The organism is Pseudomonas sp. BF-RE-21 (assembly GCF_019947305.1).
Taxonomy (GTDB): domain Bacteria; phylum Pseudomonadota; class Gammaproteobacteria; order Pseudomonadales; family Pseudomonadaceae; genus Aquipseudomonas; species Aquipseudomonas migulae.
The window spans coordinates 16,510-36,151 of sequence record NZ_JAGYGF010000055.1; the positions used below are offsets into that span (position 1 = coordinate 16,510).

Below are 19,642 nucleotides of genomic sequence, written 5' to 3' on the forward strand. Positions count from 1 at the left end.
GGCCAATTACTTGAGAAAGTAAGTACGCAACTTCCGAAGAACATGTAGTAACAACCGCCCGCGGCCCAGTAGAAAAAACCCGAAAAATCAATAATTAAACCGTTCACCCGACAGAAACATACTACAAACAGTTTTAACGAAAAAAGCACACAGTCAAACTAAATACAGTCTCTGTAAGACAAAGACTACTTAGGTCTAATTATTAATAATCAGTCTCTGTTAGTTACACATAATTAGATCAATCACTCTAAAACAGCAAGCCACAAAAAGGCTTTTTCCCGTCCCGCACTGAAATCCGCCACGACGTCCTTCGCCGACGACCGTTGGTCCTGTTCGCTTGCCCTCTCGATAAGATATATCTTAAGTTGTATCTAAACACGACAGAGAGAAGGAAAAATGAGAGACCATCATTCCCCACACCGCGAACACGGTGACGGCCGCGACGGCTTCGAGAAACGCCCCGGCCGCGAACGCGGCGGTCGCGGCCCACGGGTGTTTGCCCCCGGCGATCTGAAATTGCTGCTGCTGGCGCTCATTGCCGAACAGCCCTGCCATGGCTACGACTTGATCCGCCAGATCGAAGGCATGTTCGACGGCGCCTACAGCCCCAGCCCCGGCGTGATCTACCCGACCCTGACCTTTCTGGAAGAAAGCGAAATGATCCAGGGCGATGCCGAAGGCGGAAAAAAACGCTACAGCGTGACCGACGCCGGTCGTCTGTCTTTAAGTGAGCAAGCGGTTGCACTGGACGGTGTGCGGATGCGCATCGATGTCAGCAAGCGCTCATTGCGCGGCCATGACCGTCCGCCCGAGATCCACGAAGCGGTGCATAACCTGCGTCATGCGTTGCAACTGCACCACGGTCGCTGGAGCGCGGATGAAATCATCCGGGTCGCCGCCCTGCTCAACAACACCGCCAAAGCCATCGTCGACGGCCCCTTGGTTCAACCCGCTCAGGAGAAAGCTGAATGACTGAAGTGATCGAGCACACCATTCACCGCGTCATGCATGAAATCAAACGCCGTCGCCTGCAAGTGTTGCGCGTGGTTGACCTGACCCCGCGCATGCGCCGGATTACCCTGGGTGGGCCAGAGCTGGCAGGTTTCATCAGCCTCGGCACAGACGACCACGTCAAACTGCTGTTCCCGCAGAACGCGGCAGAACAAGCGGCGCTGGAAACCCTGGTGCTCGGTGCCGGCAAGGACAACGGCCCGATGCCGGCGATGCGCGACTACACGCCGCGTCGCTACGACCTCGACACGCTGGAACTGGACATCGATTTCGTGTTGCACGGCGACGGCCCTGCTTCGACCTGGGCGGAACAGGCCAAACCGGGACAGTTCCTGCACATTGGCGGGCCACGGGGATCGATGATCGTGCCGGACATGTTCGACAGCTATTTGCTGATTGGTGACGAGACGGCAATCCCCGCGATTGCGCGACGGCTGGAGGGTTTGGCGGCCAATCGCCAGGCGCTGGTGATCATTGAAGTGGAGAACGGCGCGGAACAGCAAAAGCTCGAAAGCCCGGCGCACGTCAATGTGATCTGGGTGTTGCGCGAAGGTGGCAAGAACAACTTGCTGACCACCGTGAAACAGCTGCAAGTGCCCAGCGGCAATCTATACGCGTGGGTGGCGACCGAGACCAAAGTGTCGCGGCAGATTCGTCGGGTGCTGCTGGACGAGCACGGGCTGAACGAGCAGTTCGTCAAAGCCGTCGGCTACTGGCGCCTGGACGACAGCGACGAGGAATAAACACAGACCTTGTAGGAGCCGGCTTGCCGGCGATGGGACCCTTGAATCTTGTATCAATCTCGAGGCCGCCATCGCCGGCAAACGGAACGCCGCCCGGCCGCTCCTACAGGTCCGTGTGACTCAGCCGCCACCGATCCAGCGCGATCACCAACAACGCAATAACCACAAACCCCGCCAACAATCCGCCTGCATTCGCAAACACCTGTGGATAACCCAGCTTGTCGACATCTATGAACGGATAGGGATAAACCGCCAGCAGATGCCCGCGCAGCAGCGCGTAAGCGAAGTACAGCAACGGGTAAATCACCCACAGCGCAATATGCCGCAGACGCAGGGTGCCTTTGGGCACACACAACCACCACCAGGCCAGAAACAGCAACGGCATGACGTCGTGCATCAGCTCATCGGCCAGCCATTGCCAGCCTTCGGGATGCCACAGATGGCGCAACAGAATGTTGTAGGCAAGGCCGACCACGGCGATGCTCACGGCAACCCCGCTGCTCACCCACGGCTGCAAAAACCAGCGTCGCGCAGCCGACTCGCGGGACGTCAGCGCGCAGGTCAGCACGGTCGCCACCAGCGTGTTGCTGAGCACGGTGAAGTAGCTGAAAAAACTCACCAGACCGCCCAGCAGACTGGCGCCCAGCGTCCAGCGCGAATAGAAAATCAGGTACAGCTGAATGCTCAATCCCGCCCAGCCGAGGACAGCAGCCACGGCCACAAAACGACGGCGCACGGCAGGTTGCATGATCATGTTCAGAGCGGTCGCTTGGTACGCATCAACTTGACGTACAAGCGTTCGACCTTCTCCCGCGCCCACGGGGTCTTGCGCAGGAAGGTCAGGCTCGACTTGATGCTCGGATCACTCTTGAAGCAGCGGACATCGATGCGCTCGGCCAGCCCCGACCATTCGTAATGTTCAACCAGCGCGTTGAGGATCTGCTCCAGTGTCACGCCATGCAGCGGGTTGTTGTTCTGTTCGGTCATGCCGGGCCTTCGAGCGATAGATGAATTGGAAGCCGCGCACCTTAGCCGAGGGCCGCCTTGGGGGAAAGGCGTCTGTGCGCTATCTGCTAAATGTAGGTCAAAGGTAACGGATCATCTGAACGCAATTCATTGTAGGAGCCGGCTTGCTGGCGATGGCGGTGTGTCAATCAACATTGATATTGCCTGACAGACCGCTATCGCCAGCAAGCCGGCTCCTACAGGTCGCGGTGATCTGTGGACTGTTACCGAATCAACAAAAATTCATCTCGGCAAAAGGCCTTTCTCTATTTGTAACAGAACATTATCCTTACGCCCGAACTTGCTGAAACGCTTCCGCTAGCCGCTTCGCCCCTCACTCCCCAGAAAAAGATCAAGAATTTCTCCTCTATGCCTTATGTTCAATTTTTGCGAGACAGCGCTGTCTGCATGCCTGTTTCCCAGCGAAAAGTCCTCAACCTGATCGGCGGATTCACCGCGCTGGGCCTCGCCACCTGCGCTCAGGCCGCCCCGGCCTTCGATAGCGAATCGCCGTGGATGCTCGGCGACTGGAACGGTACGCGCACCGAACTTTCGGAAAAAGGCTACGACTTCAAAGTCGATTACACCGGTGAAATGGGCAGCAATCTGCACGGCGGCTACGACCATGATCGCACCGCGCGCTACAGCGATCAGTTCGGCCTCGGCACGCATCTCGATCTGCAGAAGATCCTCGGTTGGGACGACGCTGAATTTCAGCTGACCATCACCGAACGTAACGGCAACAACATCAGCAACGACCGGATCAACGATCCGCGGGTCGGCGGTTTCACTTCAGCGCAAGAAGTCTGGGGTCGCGGGCAAACCTGGCGCCTGACGCAGATGTGGTATCAGCAGAAATTCTTCGACCAGAAACTCGACATCAAGGTCGGTCGTTTCGGCGAAGGCGAAGATTTCAACAGTTTCCCCTGCGACTTCCAGAACCTGGCGTTCTGCGGCTCCCAGGTCGGTAATTGGGTCGGGGGCATCTGGTACAACTGGCCGGTCAGCCAGTGGGCGATGCGGGTCAAGTATCACCTGACACCAGAGCTGTACGCGCAGGTCGGCGCGTATGAGCAGAACCCGTCGAACCTTGATCGCGGCAATGGTTTCAAGCTCAGCGGCAGCGGCACCCAAGGCGCAATTTTGCCGGTGGAGCTGGTGTGGACGCCGAAGCTCAACGGCCTGCCGGGCGAATACCGCGCCGGTTACTACTACAGCAACGCCAACGCTACCGATGCCTACAAGGACAGCAATGGCCAGCCCGCCGCCCTGAGTGGCGAGGCCTACCGCAGCGCGTCGAGCAAACACGGCGTCTGGCTGGGTGTGCAGCAGCAGATCACCAGCCGCGCCAGCGACTATTCCCGTGGCCTGAGCGTGTTCGCCAACGGCACGATGCACGACAAAAAGACCAACGCCATCGACAACTATGTCCAGGCGGGCGTCGTCTACAAAGGCTTGTTCGATGCGCGCGCCAAGGACGACATCGGTTTCGCCCTCGCCCGTGTTCACGTCAACCCGGCTTATCGCAAGAACGCCGAGGCGAGCAATCAGGCCCATGCGGTCTCCGACTTCGACGATCCGTCCTTCCTGCCGCCGCAGGACACCGAATACAGCGCCGAACTCTATTACGGGGTGCACGTCACCAACTGGCTGACCGTGCGCCCGAACCTGCAATACATCCGCCACCCCGGTGGCGTGGACAAGGTCGATGACGCGCTGATTGGCGGGATCAAGATCCAGTCGCAGTTCTAACAAACACCGCAAAACCCTGTAGGAGCCGGCTTGCCGGCGATGGCGGTGTATCAGCCAAACAGATGTCGACTGACACACCGCTATCGCCGGCAAGCCGGCTCCTACAGGGACCGCATCAGCCGAACTTCTTTACATGAACCCTGCCCGCGCCAGATCGTCATCTACAGTGAACTTGCGCGGGACTACTTGAAACGTCACGGAGAACCACACTATGAGCACTGATGGTGCTTTGAGTCGAAGCCGTCTATTGCCGACCCTGCTCGGCATTCTGCTTCTGCTAATGGGCCTGGCCATGCTGGCCGGGGGGATCAAGCTGAGCATGCTCGGCGGCTCGCTGTATTACCTGCTGGCCGGTATCGGCCTGGCGCTGACCGGCGTGTTGCTGATCCTTGCCCGCCGCGCAGCCTTGGGCCTGTACGCGCTGGTGCTGTTCGCCAGCACCGTTTGGGCCTTGTGGGAAGTCGGCCTCGACTGGTGGCAACTGGTGCCGCGTCTGGCAATGTTGTTCGCGCTGGGCATCGTCATGCTGCTGCCGTGGTTCCGTCGTCCGCTGCTGCGCGAAGGCGCTGCACCGAAAGGCACCGGCGCACTGAGCGTGGCCGTGGTGCTCGCGGGCGTGACCGCACTGGCCAGCCAATTCACCAACCCCGGTGAAATCAAAGGCCAACTGGACCGCGACAGCGTACCGGGCATGACCAACACCGCCCCGGCCATGCCCGACGGTGACTGGAACTCCTACGGCCGCAGCGCTCACGGTGACCGTTACTCGCCGCTGGCGCAGATCACCCCGCAGAACGTCAACAAGCTCGTTCCGGCCTGGACCTACCGCACCGGCGACCTGCCGGGGCCGAACGATCCGGGTGAAACCACCGCTGAAAACACTCCGCTGAAAGCCAACGGCATGCTCTATGTGTGTACGCCGCACAGCCAGGTGATCGCACTGGACCCGGACACCGGCAAGGAAATCTGGCGTTTCGATCCGAAGCTCTCCACGCAAAACGCGGCGAACTTCAAGGGTTGGGCGCACATGACCTGCCGTGGCGTGACGTATCACGATGACGCGGCTTACGCCTCCGAGCAGAGCCCGACCGGCAGCGCCAGCGCGCCTGTCGCCAGCGTCTGCCCACGCCGGATCTTCCTGCCGACCGCCGACACCCGACTGATCGCCCTGAACGCCGACACCGGCAAGATGTGCGAAGACTTCGGCGACAAAGGCCAGGTCGACCTGCGCGCCAACATCGGTGGTTTCACCGCCGGCGGTTACTACTCCACCTCGCCTCCAGCGGTCACCAAGGACCTGGTGGTGATTGGCGGCCACGTCACCGACAACGTCTCCACCGACGAGCCGAGCGGCGTGATCCGCGCGTTCGACGTGCACACCGGCAAACTGGTGTGGAACTGGGACAGCGGCAACCCGGACGACACCACGCCGATTGCCGAAGGCAAGGTCTACACCCGCAACTCGCCGAACATGTGGTCCATGTTCGCCGTCGACGAAAAACTCGGCATGCTGTACCTGCCGATGGGCAACCAGACGCCGGACCAGTTCGGTGGCGCTCGCACCCCGGAATCGGAACTGCACGCCGCCGGCCTGACCGCCCTCGACATCGGCACCGGCAAAGTGCGCTGGCACTTCCAGTTCACCCACCATGACCTGTGGGACATGGACGTTGGTGGCCAGCCAACCCTGATGGACCTGAAAACCGCAGACGGCGTGAAGCCGGCGGTACTCGCGTCCACCAAGCAAGGCAGCATCTACGTACTGGACCGCAGCACTGGCCAGGCGATTGTGCCGATCAACGAAGTGCCGGTTCCGCAAGGCGCTGTCGAAGGTGATCACACCTCGCCGACCCAACCGAAATCCGACCTCAACCTCATGCCGCCGCCGCTGCAAGAGCGCGACATGTGGGGCGTGACGCCGTTCGACCAACTGATCTGCCGGATCGACTTCAAGTCCATGCGCTACGACGGCCCGTTCACCCCGCCGTCGCTGCAGGGTTCGATCGTGTATCCAGGCAACTTCGGCGTGTTCGACTGGGGCGGCATCTCGGTTGACCCGGTGCGTCAGATCGCTTTCGTGAACCCGAGCTACATGGCGTTCAAATCGAAATTGATCCCGGCCGCCGAAATCGCAGCCCAAGGCCCGCGCAAAAGCGAAACCGAAGGCGTGCAGCCCAACAAAGGCGCGCCGTACGGCGTAGTCCTCGAAGCATTGCTGTCGCCAATGGGCCTGCCGTGCCAGGCGCCGGCATGGGGTTATGTGGCGGCGATCGACCTGACCACCACCAAAGTCCTGTGGAAACACAAGAACGGCACCGTGCGCGACAGCTCGCCGGTTCCGATCCCGCTGAGCATGGGCGTGCCTAGCCTGGGCGGCACCTTCACCACCGCCGGTGGCGTTGGCTTCCTGAGCGGCACCCTCGACCAGTACCTGCGTGCCTACGACGTGAAAAACGGCAAGCAACTGTGGGAAGGTCGCCTGCCTGCGGGCGCGCAAACCACCCCGATGACCTACACCGGCAAGGACGGCAAGCAATACGTGCTCGTCGTGGCGGGCGGTCATGGATCGCTGGGCACCAAGCAAGGTGACTATGTGATTGCGTACAAACTGTCCGAGTAGGTTTTAGCGACGGTTAAAGCAAAGGCGACTCCCGCGAGGGGGTCGCCTTTTTTGTGGGTGACGCAATCCTTTGTAGGAGCCGGCTTGCCGGCGATTGCGGTTTGATATTCAACATTGATGTTGGCTGACAGGACGCTATCGCTGGCAAGCCAGCTCCTACAGGGTTTGCATGTTGATCTATAAATTTGTGGGCAACAAAAAACCCGCCGTAGCGGGTTTTTCATTACAGCGGCCAGCGGATCAGAAATCCTCCAGCCGCCACACTTCATAAGCCGGTGTCTCGTAGGGATGGCTCTGTTTCAAAGCCGCCACCACCGAACGGATCAACTCATCCGCCACCACCAGCTCAACTTTCCATTCCTCAACCTGTTCGACCTGCCCTGCTTCGCCAATGAACGGCTGACTGCCCTCCATTGGACGAAACTGACCCAGGCCCAACACCTGCCATGCGCAGTGCTCGTAAGCACCGATTCGCCCGCCACCGGCAGCGAACACAGCGCTTTTGACCACTTCGACATGGCTGGTCGGAACAAAGAAGCTGAGCTTGTACACGGCGCTTAGTTCACCCACACGCGAGCGTTACGGAACATGCGCATCCATGGCGCGTCTTCGTTCCAGTCTTCCGAGCGCCACGAGTTCTGCACGGCGCGGAACACACGTTCCGGGTGCGGCATCATGATCGTCACGCGACCGTCGCGGCTGGTCAAACCGGTGATCCCGCGCGGCGAGCCGTTCGGGTTGGCCGGGTACTTCTCGGTGACCTTGCCATGGTTGTCGACGAAACGCATCGCCACGCAACCCGACAGATCGGCTTCCAGCAACGCTTCTTCACTGGAGAACTCGGCATGACCTTCACCGTGTGCGATGGCGATCGGCATGCGCGAACCGGCCATGCCTTGCAGGAAGATCGAGTTCGACTCCTGGACCTGAACCATCGCCACACGGGCTTCGAACTGCTCGGAACGGTTACGCACGAAGTGCGGCCAGAACTCGCTGCCCGGAATCAGCTCGTGCAGGTTGGACATCATCTGGCAACCGTTGCACACGCCAAGGGTGAAGCTGTCGCTACGTTCGAAGAAACCCTGGAACGCATCACGGGCGCGGCTGTTGAACAGCGCAGACTTGGCCCAGCCTTCACCGGCGCCCAGTACGTCGCCGTAGGAGAAGCCGCCGCAAGCGACCATGCCCTTGAAGTCGTTCAGGTCGACACGGCCGGCCAGAATGTCGCTCATGTGCACGTCGATTGCGTTGAAACCGGCGCGGTCAAACGCGGCCGCCATTTCCACCTGACCGTTGACGCCCTGCTCACGCAGCACGGCAACCTGTGGGCGGATGTTTTTCTTGATGTAAGGCGCGGCGACGTCCTGGTTGACGTCGTAGCTCAGCTTGACGCTCAGGCCCGGGTTGTCTTCTTCCAACAGCACGTCGAACTCTTGCTCGGCGCAGTCGGCGTTATCACGCAGACGCTGGATCTGGTAGCTGGTTTCAGCCCACTGACGTTGCAGCAGACGACGCTGACCTTCGAACACGGTTTCGCCGTTGAAGGTGATGCTGATCTCGCCGTTGTTCATCGGCTGACCGATCACCGACACGCACTCACCCAAACCAGCGGCGCTGAACTGCGCGAGGATGTCCGGGGTCGCGTCCTGGCGAACCTGGATCACGGCGCCCAGCTCTTCGTTGAACAGGATCGCGGCGATGTCAGCGGAGGTTTCCGCCAGACCGTCGAGGTTCAGGCTCAGGCCGCAGTGACCGGCGAAGGCCATTTCCACGGCGCTGGTCAGCAGACCACCGTCGGAACGGTCGTGGTAGGCCAGCAGGTGACCGTCGGCGTTCAGGCCCTGGATCACTGCGAAGAAGGCTTTCAGGTCTTCGGCATCATCGACGTCCGGCGCTTGCGAGCCGAGCTTGCCGTGAACCTGGGCCAGGATCGAGGCGCCCATGCGGTTCTGGCCACGGCCCAGATCGATCAGGATCAGGTCGGTGGTGCCCTTGTCCATGCGCAGTTCCGGGGTCAGGGTCTGACGGATGTCAGCCACTGGCGCGAAACCGGTCACGATCAGGGACATTGGCGAGGTGACGGTCTTGTCTTCGCCGTTGTCGCTCCAGCGCGTGGCCATGGACATGGAGTCCTTGCCCACCGGAATGGTGATGCCCAGCTCAGGGCACAGTTCCATGCCGACCGCTTTCACGGTGTCGTACAGACGCGCGTCTTCACCCGGGTGACCGGCAGCGGACATCCAGTTCGCCGACAGCTTGATGTCGGAGATCTTGTTGATGCGCGAAGCGGCGATGTTGGTCAGGGTTTCGCCGATGGCCATGCGGCCCGACGCCGGAGCGTCCAGCAGAGCCAGCGGAGTGCGCTCGCCCATGGCCATGGCTTCACCGGTGTAGACGTCGAAGCTGGTGGCGGTGACGGCAACGTCGGCCACCGGAACCTGCCACGGGCCGACCATCTGGTCACGGGCCACGAGGCCGGTGATGGTGCGGTCGCCGATGGTGATCAGGAAGCTTTTGCTCGCCACGGCCGGGTGATGCAGAACGCGCTCGACGCAGTCTGCAATCTCAAGGGTCGACGGATCGAAATCGTCGCCCAGCTCGTTTTCACGAACGGCCGAACGGTGCATGCGCGGGGCTTTGCCCAGCAGCACTTCCAGTGGCATGTCCACCGGGCTGTTGCCGAAGTGGCTGTCGGTGACGGTCAGTTGCGGCTCGGCAGTGGCTTCGCCGACCACGGCGAACGGGCAACGCTCGCGCTCGCAGATCGCCTGGAAGCGTTCGAAGTCAGCAGGGCCGACGGCCAGAACGTAGCGTTCCTGGGATTCGTTACTCCAGATTTCGTGCGGGGCCATGCCCGGCTCGTCGTTTGGAATGTTGCGCAGTTCGAAGCGGCCACCACGGTTGCCGTCGTTGACCAGTTCCGGGAAGGCGTTGGACAGACCGCCCGCACCCACGTCGTGGATGAAGCTGATCGGGTTCTTGTCACCCAGTTGCCAGCAACGGTCGATGACTTCCTGGCAGCGACGTTCCATCTCAGGGTTTTCGCGCTGAACCGAAGCGAAGTCCAGGTCAGCCGAGCTGGTGCCGGTGGCCATGGAGGAAGCCGCGCCGCCGCCCAGACCGATCAGCATCGCCGGGCCGCCGAGCACGATCAGCTTGGAGCCGACGGTGATCTCGCCTTTCTGTACGTGTTCGGCACGGATGTTACCCATGCCGCCGGCCAACATGATCGGCTTGTGGTAACCGCGAACTTCGTCGCCACGCGGGGTGGTGATCGACTGTTCGAAGGTACGGAAGTAACCGGTCAGGGCCGGACGACCGAATTCGTTGTTGAACGCGGCGCCACCCAGTGGGCCTTCGATCATGATGTCCAGCGCGGTGACGATGCGCTCAGGCTTGCCGTACGGCACTTCCCACGGCTGTTCGAAGCCAGGGATCTGCAGGTTCGACACGGTGAAACCGGTCAGGCCGGCCTTTGGCTTGGCGCCACGACCGGTAGCGCCTTCGTCGCGGATCTCGCCACCGGAACCGGTGGACGCACCCGGGAACGGGGCAATCGCGGTCGGGTGGTTGTGCGTTTCGACTTTCATCAAAATGTGCACCGGCTCCTGTACCGCGCCGTACTGGCGGGTTTCAGGGTCCGGGAAGAAACGGCCGGCGACATTACCGACGATCACCGAAGCGTTGTCCTTATAAGCGGACAGGACGCCTTCGCTGTGCATCTGGTAAGTGTTCTTGATCATGCCGAACAGGCTTTTTTCCTGGCTCTGACCGTCGATGTCCCAACTGGCGTTGAAGATCTTGTGACGGCAGTGCTCGGAGTTCGCCTGGGCGAACATCATCAGTTCGATGTCGTGCGGGTTGCGCTTCAAACCAACGAAGGCGTTGACCAGGTAGTCGATCTCGTCTTCGGCCAGGGCCAGGCCCAGCTCGGTGTTGGCTTTTTCCAGCGCGGCGCGGCCGCCACCCAACACGTCGATCGCGGTCAGCGGCTTCGGTTCGGCGTGGCTGAACAGGCCGGCGGCCTGTTCAAGGTTGGCGAGGACGATCTGGGTCATGCGGTCATGCAGAACATCGGAGATCAGCTGCGCTTCGGCGTCGCTGAACTGGCCGGCGACGTAGAACGCGATACCGCGCTCCAGGCGCTGGATCTTGCTCAGGCCGCAATTGCGAGCGATGTCGCTGGCCTTGCTGGACCACGGCGAGATGGTGCCGAAACGCGGCAACACCAGGAACAGGCGACCGGTCGGTTCTTGAACCGGTACGCTTGGACCGTACTTCAGAAGGCGCGCGAGCACCTGCTGTTCGTCGCCGGTCAGGACGCCGGTAACTTCGGCGAAGTGAGCGAATTCAGCATACAAGCCGCTGACAGCCGAAACCTTCTGGCTCAGTTGCTCAAGGAGTTTGCTGTGGCGAAAGGCAGAAAGGGCAGGAGCGCCGCGCAGGATCAACATCTTCGGGACAGCCTCGGGAAGGGGTGTGCTTTGAGGCCGTGCATTCTAGCCTAAACCGCCCGCGACATCACCCGAAACGGTACGGGCGGCGTCACCCGGACGTCGGGCCGGGTATCCGGACCTGAAACAGCGGCCGGCCAGGTGTTATTTTTTGTGTCACAAAAAGCCGTTCGAGCCCATTCCTGCGGGCTCCAGAGCGGTTTTTCGCTCCCTAGCAGACAAGGCCTTCGCTGTCGAGATATGGCGCTCGTGGTCCTTTGCGTATACTGCGCAGATGTTTTCCCCAACGGCTTTGCGTCCGCGGTACGCCAAATGGCTGATCGCAACCGGACTCTTCCTGATGCTCAGTGGCTGTGTTGATAAACCCAACACGCTGGAGCGCGTAAAGGAGGATGGCGTGCTGCGGGTGGTTACCCGAAACAGCCCCGCCACCTACTTTCAGGATCGCAACGGTGAAACCGGCTTCGAATACGAGCTGGTGAAGCGCTTCGCCGACGATCTGGGGGTCGAACTCAAGATCGAAACCGCCGACAACCTTGACGACCTGTACAGCCAGGTGGGCAAGCCCAACGGTCCGGTGATCGCTGCGGCCGGCCTGGTCAGCAGCGAAGCGCGCAAACAGCAGGTGCGGTTTTCCCACTCTTATCTGGAAGTCACCCCGCAGATCATCTATCGCAACGGCCAGTCGCGGCCGACCGATGCAAAGGATCTGGTGGGCAAGAAGATCATGGTGCTCAAGGGCAGCACCCACGCCGGGCAACTGGCGGAGTTGAAACAGAAGTTTCCCGGCATTGAATACGAAGAGTCCGACGCGGTTGAAGTCGTCGACCTGCTGCGCATGGTCGATGAAGGCCAGATTGACCTGACCCTGGTCGACTCCAACGAAGTGGCGATGAACCAGGTCTACTTCACCAACATTCGGGTCGCCTTCGACCTCGGTGACGCCAGCGACCAGAGCTGGGCCGTGGCCGCCGGCGACGACAACAGCCTGCTCAACGAGATCAACGCCTACCTCGACAAGGTGAAGAAGAACGGCACGCTGCAACGCCTGAAGGACCGCTATTACGGGCACGTCGACGTACTCGGCTACATGGGCGCCACCACCTTCGCCCAGCATTTGCAGCAACGACTGCCCAAGTACGAGCAACACTTCAAGACCTACGCCAAGAAAGAGAAGGTCGACTGGCGCCTGCTGGCGGCGGTCGGTTATCAGGAATCCCTGTGGCAAGCGGCCGTCACGTCGAAGACCGGCGTGCGTGGCCTGATGATGCTGACCCAGAACACCGCGCAAGCCATGGGCGTGTCCAATCGCCTCGATCCGAAGCAGAGCATCATGGGCGGCGCCAAGTACCTGGCCTACATGAAGGAACAGCTGGATGAGTCGATCCAGGAACCGGACCGTACCTGGTTTGCGCTGGCGGCCTACAACGTCGGCAGCGGTCACCTGGATGACGCGCGCAAACTGGCGGCCAAGGAAGGGCTGAACCCGGACAAGTGGCTGGACGTGAAGAAAATCCTGCCGCGCCTGTCCGAGAAGAAGTGGTACAGCAAAACCCGTTACGGCTACGCCCGCGGCGGCGAGCCGGTGCATTTCGTGGCGAACATCCGTCGCTACTACGACATCCTGACCTGGGTGACGCAGCCTCAGCTGGAAGGCAATCAGGTGGCCGAAGGCAATCTGCATGTGCCGGGGGTCGACAAGACCAAGCCGAGCCAGGAAACCCCGCAGCTTTAGATTTGTGTGATGTTTGAGGACGCTATCGCCGGCAAGCCGGCTCCTACAAGACCGTGTCGTTGCGCAAATTATGTGTACAACACGATCCTGTAGGAGCCGGCTTGCCGGCGATAGCAGCGCCGCGGTCTTAGCCTTTTAGCGCTGCGGCCAGGATCAATGCCTTCATCTCAGCAACAGCCGACTTGAACCCGACAAACAACGCATGCGCCACCAGCGCATGGCCGATGTTCAGTTCGTTGATGCCCTTGATCGCCGCGACCGCTTCGACGTTGTGATAGTGCAAACCGTGACCGGCGTTGACGATCAAACCCTGCGCCAGACCAAATGCCACGCCATCGGCCACACGTTTGAGCTCTTCAGCCACGTCCGTCGGTGTCTCGGCATCGGCATAACGACCGGTGTGCAATTCAATCGCCGGAGCACCGACACGACGGGACGCTTCGATCTGCCGCTCGTCCGCATCGATGAACAGCGACACTTCGCAACCGATCTTCGCCAGGCGATCCACTGCCGCCTTGATCCGCGCTTCCTGCCCCGCTACGTCCAGACCGCCTTCGGTGGTCAGTTCCTGGCGGGTTTCCGGCACCAGGCAAATGTGCGCCGGGCGGATGCGCTCGGCGAACACCATCATTTCTTCGGTGACGCCCATTTCGAAGTTCATGCGGGTTTGCAGCACATCCTTGAGCACCAGCACGTCACGTTCCTGGATGTGCCGACGGTCTTCGCGAAGGTGCACGGTGATGCCGTCAGCGCCCGCCTCTTCCGCGTCCAGTGCGGCCTTGACCGGATCGGGATAGCGAGTGCCCCGGGCCTGGCGCAGGGTGGCAACGTGGTCGATGTTCACGCCAAGAAGAATGCGATTGCTGGTGGTCACGGAAGCGCTCCAGAAGAAGAGAAAGTTCGGCGCACAGCATACACGGGGCAACAAGGTCTGTTGATCCTTGGTGGGAGCGAAGATCAAGCCCCTACGGCTTTCGAAACAACTCTCGGGAAACCAGGGGACGACCGCCCAGGTGAACGGCCAATGCCTGGCGCATCAAACGCTTGGCGGCGGACAACGCGCCGGGGGCCGACCAGTCGGCGTCGGCCATGGCCAGCAGTTCGGTGCCGTTGAACAGACCGGGTTGCAGCAGGTAGACCCGTTCCAGGCCGGCATCCACCTGTAGACGGTACAGACCGTCCGGCGCGACGGGTTCGCCGTGGATGTCGGTGTTCAGCGCGAAGCCGTAACCGAGATCGTCGAGCAAGCGCCATTCGAAGGAACGCAGCAGCGGCTCCAGCGGACGGCCTTCGGCCAGCGCAAGCAAAGTCGCGGCGTAGTGATCGAAGACAGCGGGATGGGGATCTTCTGATGGCAACAGGCGAATCAGTAGCTCATTGAGGTAAAGCCCGCTGAACAGCGCCTCACCGATGAGCCATGTCGACGTACCGGCACTTTCCATGCGCCCGACATTCTTCAGTTCGCCCCGCCCCCGGAACTCGACTTCCAGCGGCACGAACGGCCGCGCCAACGTCCCGGCCTTGCCCCGCGCACTGCGCAACACCGCCCGCAGCCGACCTTGCGGCGTGAGGAAATCCACCAATGCGCTGTTTTCGCGGTAGGCGCGGGAGTGGAGGACGTAGGCGGGTTGGCCGATGGGCTGGGACATGGAGCTCTCAATGACGGATCGCGATTTTACTAACACCCCAAAACCACTGTGGGAGCGAGCCTGCTCGCGATGAGGGACTGACATTCAACAACATTGTTGACTGACAGACCGCTATCGCGAGCAGGCTCGCTCCCACAGTTTTATCACCTGGGCTCAGGTTTACAGGTCGCCGTAACCCAGCGAACGCAATGCGCGCTCATCGTCGGACCAGCCGCCTTTCACTTTCACCCAAAGGTTGAGCATGATCTTGGAGTCGAACAGCAGCTCCATGTCCTTGCGCGCCTCGGTGCCGATGCGCTTGATGCGCTCGCCCTTGTCGCCAATGATGATTTTTTTCTGGCCGTCACGTTCGACGAGGATCAACGCATGAATGTGCAGGGTTTTCCCCTGCTGCTTGAACTCTTCGATTTCCACGGTGATCTGGTATGGCAGCTCGGCGCCCAGCTGACGCATGATTTTCTCACGCACCAGCTCAGCGGCGAGGAAGCGGCTGCTGCGGTCGGTGATCTGGTCTTCCGGGAAGAAGTGATCGTTTTCCGGCAGGTGCTCGGCGATCACTCGTTCCAGCGTGTCGAGGTTATGCCCGTGCTGGGCCGAGATCGGCATGATCTGCGCGTTCGGCAGCTGTTCCTGCAACCAGGTCAGGTGCGGCATCAGCTCGGCTTTGTCTTCGATGCGGTCGGTCTTGTTCAACGCCACGATCAGCGGGCCGGTCACATACTGGACGCGCTCGAGCACCATCTGGTCTTCGTCGGTCCACTTGGTGCGATCCACCACGAAGATCACCACGTCGACGTCTTTCAACGCCGCCGAAGCGGTCTTGTTCATGTAGCGGTTCAAGGCCTTTTCGCCGCCCTTGTGCATGCCCGGGGTGTCGACGTAGATCGCCTGGACGGCGCCTTCGGTCTTGATGCCCAGCATGTTGTGGCGGGTGGTCTGAGGCTTGCGCGAAGTGATCGCCAGCTTCTGGCCGAGGATGTGGTTCAGCAGCGTGGACTTGCCCACGTTGGGACGGCCGACGATGGCAACATAGCCACAGCGTGTTGCGGTTGAATCAGTCATTGCCATTCTCCACACCCAGGGCTATCAGTGCTGCGGCGGCCGCTACCTGTTCGGCAATACGACGACTCACACCCTGACCTCGGCTTTTTTCATTCAGTAAGGTGATTTCGCATTCGACGAAGAACGTCCGGCAATGCGGCTCACCCTGGATATCCACCACTTCGTAACGCGGCAGCTCACAACCACGGGACTGCAGGAATTCCTGCAGGCGGGTTTTTGGATCTTTGTTGGTGTCGACCAGTGTCAGGCCTTCGAACTCGCCGGCCAGCCAGGCCAGCACGCGCTCGCGCGCCACGTCCATGCCGGCGTCCAGGTAGATCGCACCGATCAGCGCTTCCAGGGCATCGGCCAGAATCGACTCGCGACGGAAACCGCCGCTTTTCAACTCGCCGGAACCCAGACGCAAGTAATCGCCCAGATCGAAACCGCGGGCCAGTACAGCCAGAGTCTCACCTTTCACCAGACGTGCGCGCAAACGCGACAACTGGCCTTCGCGGGCCAGCGGGAAGCGATCGAACAGCGCCTCGCCAGCGACGAAGTTGAGGATGGCATCACCGAGGAATTCCAGGCGTTCGTTGTTGCGCCCGGCAAAGCTGCGGTGAGTCAGGGCCAGGACCATCAGTTCCTGATCCTTGAAGGTGTAGCCGAGCTGACGCTCTAGACGGCTTAAGGAGACGCTCACGGTTTACCCACGCTGAGTTCGTGGCTGGATTCCACCGCCATCGCCGTGGTGCGGCGCAGGCTTGGGACAATTAACGCTGTGTTCAAAAATTACGTCCTGAATATCATTGTTTTCATGCGTCTGGCGCCGATTGTGGCAGTTCCAGAAATGCATTCGGCGCTGTGTTCAACAGCGCCGTGTGTGATTACTTGATCAGGCCAACCCGCGAGAAATTCGGCAGGTGACTGAGTTTGGGTTCCGGCCAGCTCATCCAGACTGCGAAGGCCTTGCCGACGATATTCTTGTCGGGAACCATGCCCAGCAGATCCTTGGGAATAGTCGGATCATCCCAGTAACGACTGTCGTTCGAGTTGTCGCGGTTGTCGCCCATCATGAAGTAGTGCCCGGCAGGCACGGTCCACGTATGGTCAGGCGATGCGCGATAACGGCTCATTTCCTTGCGGATAAGGTGCTCGGCGGCACCGAGTTTTTCCTTGTAGAGCTCGGCACTGCCCAGCGTGCCCGGCTCGGAGCCGACCAGTTGCTCGGCAATCGACTCGCCGTTGACGAACAGGCGCTTGTCGGCGGTGTAGCGAACCTGGTCACCCGGCAGGCCGACCACACGCTTGATGTAGTTGACGTTCGGATCACTCGGGTAACGGAACACCATCACATCGCCGCGCTGCGGGTCACCGACATCGATGACTTTCTTGTCGATCACCGGCAGGCGTATCCCGTAGGAAAACTTGCTCACCAGAATGAAGTCGCCGACATCCAGCGTCGGTTTCATCGAGCCGGAAGGAATCTGGAACGGCTCCACCAGGAACGAACGCAGGACCAGCACGATGAACAACACCGGGAAGAACGACTTGCCGTATTCGACCAGCAGCGGCTCTTTGTTCAGCTTCTCGACCACCACCACATCCGGCTGGCTGACGCTGCCCTGATAGGAGGCGATGGCGGCACGCCGACGCGGCGCCAGGAAAACCAGATCAAGCAACGCCAACAGGCCGCAGACGAACACGGCGATGACCAGCAACAGCGGGAAATTTAGTGACATAGGACCTAACTATCCAACCTGAGCACTGCAAGGAAGGCTTCTTGTGGAATTTCCACGTTGCCGACTTGCTTCATGCGTTTCTTACCGGCCTTTTGCTTTTCCAGCAGCTTTTTCTTACGGCTGACGTCACCACCGTAGCATTTGGCCAATACGTTCTTTCTGAGTGCCTTGACGGTTGTCCGCGCCACAATCTGACCGCCAATGGCGGCCTGGATTGCCACGTCGAACATCTGCCGTGGAATCAGTTCTTTCATCTTCTCGGTCAACTGGCGACCTTTGTAGTTCGCATTGTCACGGTGCACGATCAGCGCCAGGGCGTCGACTTTGTCACCGTTGATCAACACATCCAGTTTCACCAGATTAGCCGATTGATAACGATCGAAATGGTAATCCAGCGAAGCATAGCCACGGCTGGTGGATTTCAGACGATCGAAGAAGTCCAGGACCACTTCGTTCATCGGCAAATCGTAGGTCACCTGAACCTGAGTACCGAGGAACAGCATGTCGTGCTGCACGCCACGCTTCTCGATGCACAGGGTAATAACGTTGCCCAGGTGTTCTTGCGGCACAAGAATGTTGGCCCGCACGATCGGCTCGCGCATGTCTTCGATCGTGGACAGGTCCGGCAGCTTCGACGGGTTATCGACGTAGATCGTTTCACCGGTTTTCAGCAACAGCTCGAAAATTACCGTCGGCGCCGTGGTGATCAGGTCCAGGTCGTACTCGCGCTCCAGGCGCTCCTGGATGATTTCCATGTGCAGCATGCCGAGGAACCCGCAACGGAAGCCGAAGCCCAGGGCGTCGGAGCTTTCCGGGGTGTACTGCAGCGACGAGTCGTTGAGCGTGAGCTTTTGCAGGGCTTCACGGAAATCTTCGAAGTCGTCGGAGCTGACCGGGAACAGACCGGCGTACACCTGCGGTTGAATGCGTTTGAAACCTGGCAGCACGTCAACGTCGGGGGTGGAGCTCAAGGTCAGGGTGTCGCCCACTGGCGCACCGTGAATGTCCTTGATGCTCGCGATAATGAAGCCCACTTCACCGGCCTTCAGGTCGGCGGTAGGGGTGTGTTTCGGGTTGAATACACCGACGCTGTCCACCAGGTGGATCTTCCCGGTGGACTTGACCAGAATCTTGTCGCCCTTCTTCACGCGACCGTGGCGCACGCGCACCAGGGACACAACGCCCAGGTAGTTGTCGAACCAGGAGTCGATGATCAACGCTTGCAGCGGATCGTCGTAGTTGCCGGTCGGCGCCGGAATGGTGGTGACCAGGCGCTCCAGCACTTCATCGACGCCCAGACCGGTCTTGGCACTGCAAGTGACCGCGTCGGTGGCATCGATGCCGATGATTTTTTCGATTTCTTCTTTGACGCGGTCCGGATCGGCCTGTGGCAGGTCGATCTTGTTCAGGACCGGCATGACTTCCAGGCCCTGCTCGATCGCCGTGTAGCAGTTGGCAACCGACTGCGCTTCAACGCCCTGACCGGCATCGACCACCAGCAAGGCACCTTCACAGGCCGCCAGCGACCGGCTGACTTCGTAGGTGAAGTCAACGTGGCCCGGGGTGTCAATGAAGTTCAGCTGGTACTTGATGCCATCGCGAGCGGTGTAATAGAGGGTGACGCTATGGGCCTTGATGGTGATCCCGCGTTCACGTTCCAGGTCCATGGAGTCCAGCACCTGGGCTTCCATTTCGCGCTCGGCAAGGCCGCCGCACATCTGGATGAAGCGATCGGCCAGCGTCGACTTGCCATGGTCAATGTGGGCGATGATGGAGAAATTGCGGATATGACTCAAATCACTCACGGATCAACACTCAAAAAGGCTGCAGGCATGGCCCGCCGAAAAATAGCCGGGAATTGTACCTGATCCACGGCGCAAGCGTCACGTT

At 60.4% G+C, this 19,642-nt stretch carries 15 protein-coding genes; 5 read left to right on the forward strand and 10 right to left on the reverse strand.

From position 1 onward, the window contains the following. The first annotated feature begins 396 nt into the window (after positions 1–396). Positions 397–972, forward strand: a complete 576-nt coding sequence (locus tag KGB25_RS25275; protein WP_223437185.1) for a PadR family transcriptional regulator — start codon at positions 397–399, stop codon at positions 970–972. Then, complete coding sequence (locus KGB25_RS25280; RefSeq protein WP_207286052.1) at positions 969–1,754, forward strand: siderophore-interacting protein; 786 nt, start codon at positions 969–971, stop codon at positions 1,752–1,754. The genes KGB25_RS25275 and KGB25_RS25280 overlap by 4 nt, the downstream gene beginning before the upstream one ends. A 103-nt stretch (positions 1,755–1,857) precedes the next feature. Here the strand turns inward: KGB25_RS25280 and KGB25_RS25285 are convergent, their stop codons facing one another. Both KGB25_RS25285 and KGB25_RS25290 read right to left on the reverse strand, forming a co-directional pair. After that, positions 1,858–2,508, reverse strand: a complete 651-nt coding sequence (locus KGB25_RS25285; protein ID WP_032832785.1) for a Pr6Pr family membrane protein — start codon at positions 2,506–2,508, stop codon at positions 1,858–1,860. A 2-nt stretch (positions 2,509–2,510) separates the two neighbouring features. Further along, the gene (locus KGB25_RS25290; protein WP_008043269.1) at positions 2,511–2,741 is read right to left on the reverse strand and encodes a VF530 family DNA-binding protein; all 231 of its coding nucleotides are present in this window, start codon (positions 2,739–2,741) and stop codon (positions 2,511–2,513) included. Positions 2,742–3,128: 387 nt separating this feature from the next. On the opposite strand from KGB25_RS25290, the gene KGB25_RS25295 reads away from it, so the two are divergent. Then, the gene (locus KGB25_RS25295) at positions 3,129–4,511 is read left to right on the forward strand and encodes a carbohydrate porin (protein ID WP_317850756.1); all 1,383 of its coding nucleotides are present in this window, start codon (positions 3,129–3,131) and stop codon (positions 4,509–4,511) included. Between the two features lie 211 nt (positions 4,512–4,722). Beyond that, positions 4,723–7,131 carry a glucose/quinate/shikimate family membrane-bound PQQ-dependent dehydrogenase gene (locus KGB25_RS25300; protein ID WP_223437188.1) on the forward strand — a complete coding sequence of 803 codons (2,409 nt, stop codon included), beginning with the start codon at positions 4,723–4,725 and terminating at the stop codon, positions 7,129–7,131. 240 nt (positions 7,132–7,371) lie between these two features. Here the strand turns inward: KGB25_RS25300 and KGB25_RS25305 are convergent, their stop codons facing one another. Further along, complete coding sequence (locus KGB25_RS25305) at positions 7,372–7,683, reverse strand: YqfO family protein (protein ID WP_032828634.1); 312 nt, start codon at positions 7,681–7,683, stop codon at positions 7,372–7,374. Between the two features lie 5 nt (positions 7,684–7,688). Next, positions 7,689–11,585: a phosphoribosylformylglycinamidine synthase gene (gene purL / locus KGB25_RS25310; protein WP_223437190.1), complete on the reverse strand. Its 3,897-nt coding sequence runs from the start codon at positions 11,583–11,585 to the stop codon at positions 7,689–7,691. Positions 11,586–11,859: 274 nt separating this feature from the next. On the opposite strand from purL, the gene mltF reads away from it, so the two are divergent. After that, complete coding sequence (gene mltF, locus KGB25_RS25315; RefSeq protein ID WP_032828633.1) at positions 11,860–13,320, forward strand: membrane-bound lytic murein transglycosylase MltF; 1,461 nt, start codon at positions 11,860–11,862, stop codon at positions 13,318–13,320. Positions 13,321–13,447: 127 nt separating this feature from the next. Here the strand turns inward: mltF and pdxJ are convergent, their stop codons facing one another. The 6 genes from pdxJ to lepA all read right to left on the reverse strand — a co-directional run bounded on the left by pdxJ (position 13,448) and on the right by lepA (position 19,557). Next, complete coding sequence (gene pdxJ / locus KGB25_RS25320; RefSeq protein ID WP_223437192.1) at positions 13,448–14,194, reverse strand: pyridoxine 5'-phosphate synthase; 747 nt, start codon at positions 14,192–14,194, stop codon at positions 13,448–13,450. 91 nt (positions 14,195–14,285) lie between these two features. Then, entirely contained in the window at positions 14,286–14,969 is a 684-nt protein-coding gene (gene recO, locus KGB25_RS25325; protein ID WP_008026692.1) for a DNA repair protein RecO, read from the reverse strand. Positions 14,970–15,128: 159 nt separating this feature from the next. Beyond that, entirely contained in the window at positions 15,129–16,031 is a 903-nt protein-coding gene (era, locus tag KGB25_RS25330; protein WP_008026691.1) for a GTPase Era, read from the reverse strand. Continuing rightward, positions 16,024–16,713 carry a ribonuclease III gene (rnc, locus tag KGB25_RS25335; protein ID WP_032828632.1) on the reverse strand — a complete coding sequence of 230 codons (690 nt, stop codon included), beginning with the start codon at positions 16,711–16,713 and terminating at the stop codon, positions 16,024–16,026. Before rnc ends, era begins: the two co-directional genes overlap by 8 nt. Positions 16,714–16,897: 184 nt before the next feature. Beyond that, complete coding sequence (gene lepB / locus KGB25_RS25340) at positions 16,898–17,752, reverse strand: signal peptidase I (RefSeq protein WP_008026689.1); 855 nt, start codon at positions 17,750–17,752, stop codon at positions 16,898–16,900. Positions 17,753–17,757: 5 nt separating this feature from the next. Beyond that, a complete protein-coding gene (gene lepA, locus KGB25_RS25345; protein ID WP_008026688.1) occupies positions 17,758–19,557 on the reverse strand; it encodes a translation elongation factor 4 in 1,800 nt (599 codons plus the stop codon). Positions 19,558–19,642 lie beyond the last annotated feature (85 nt).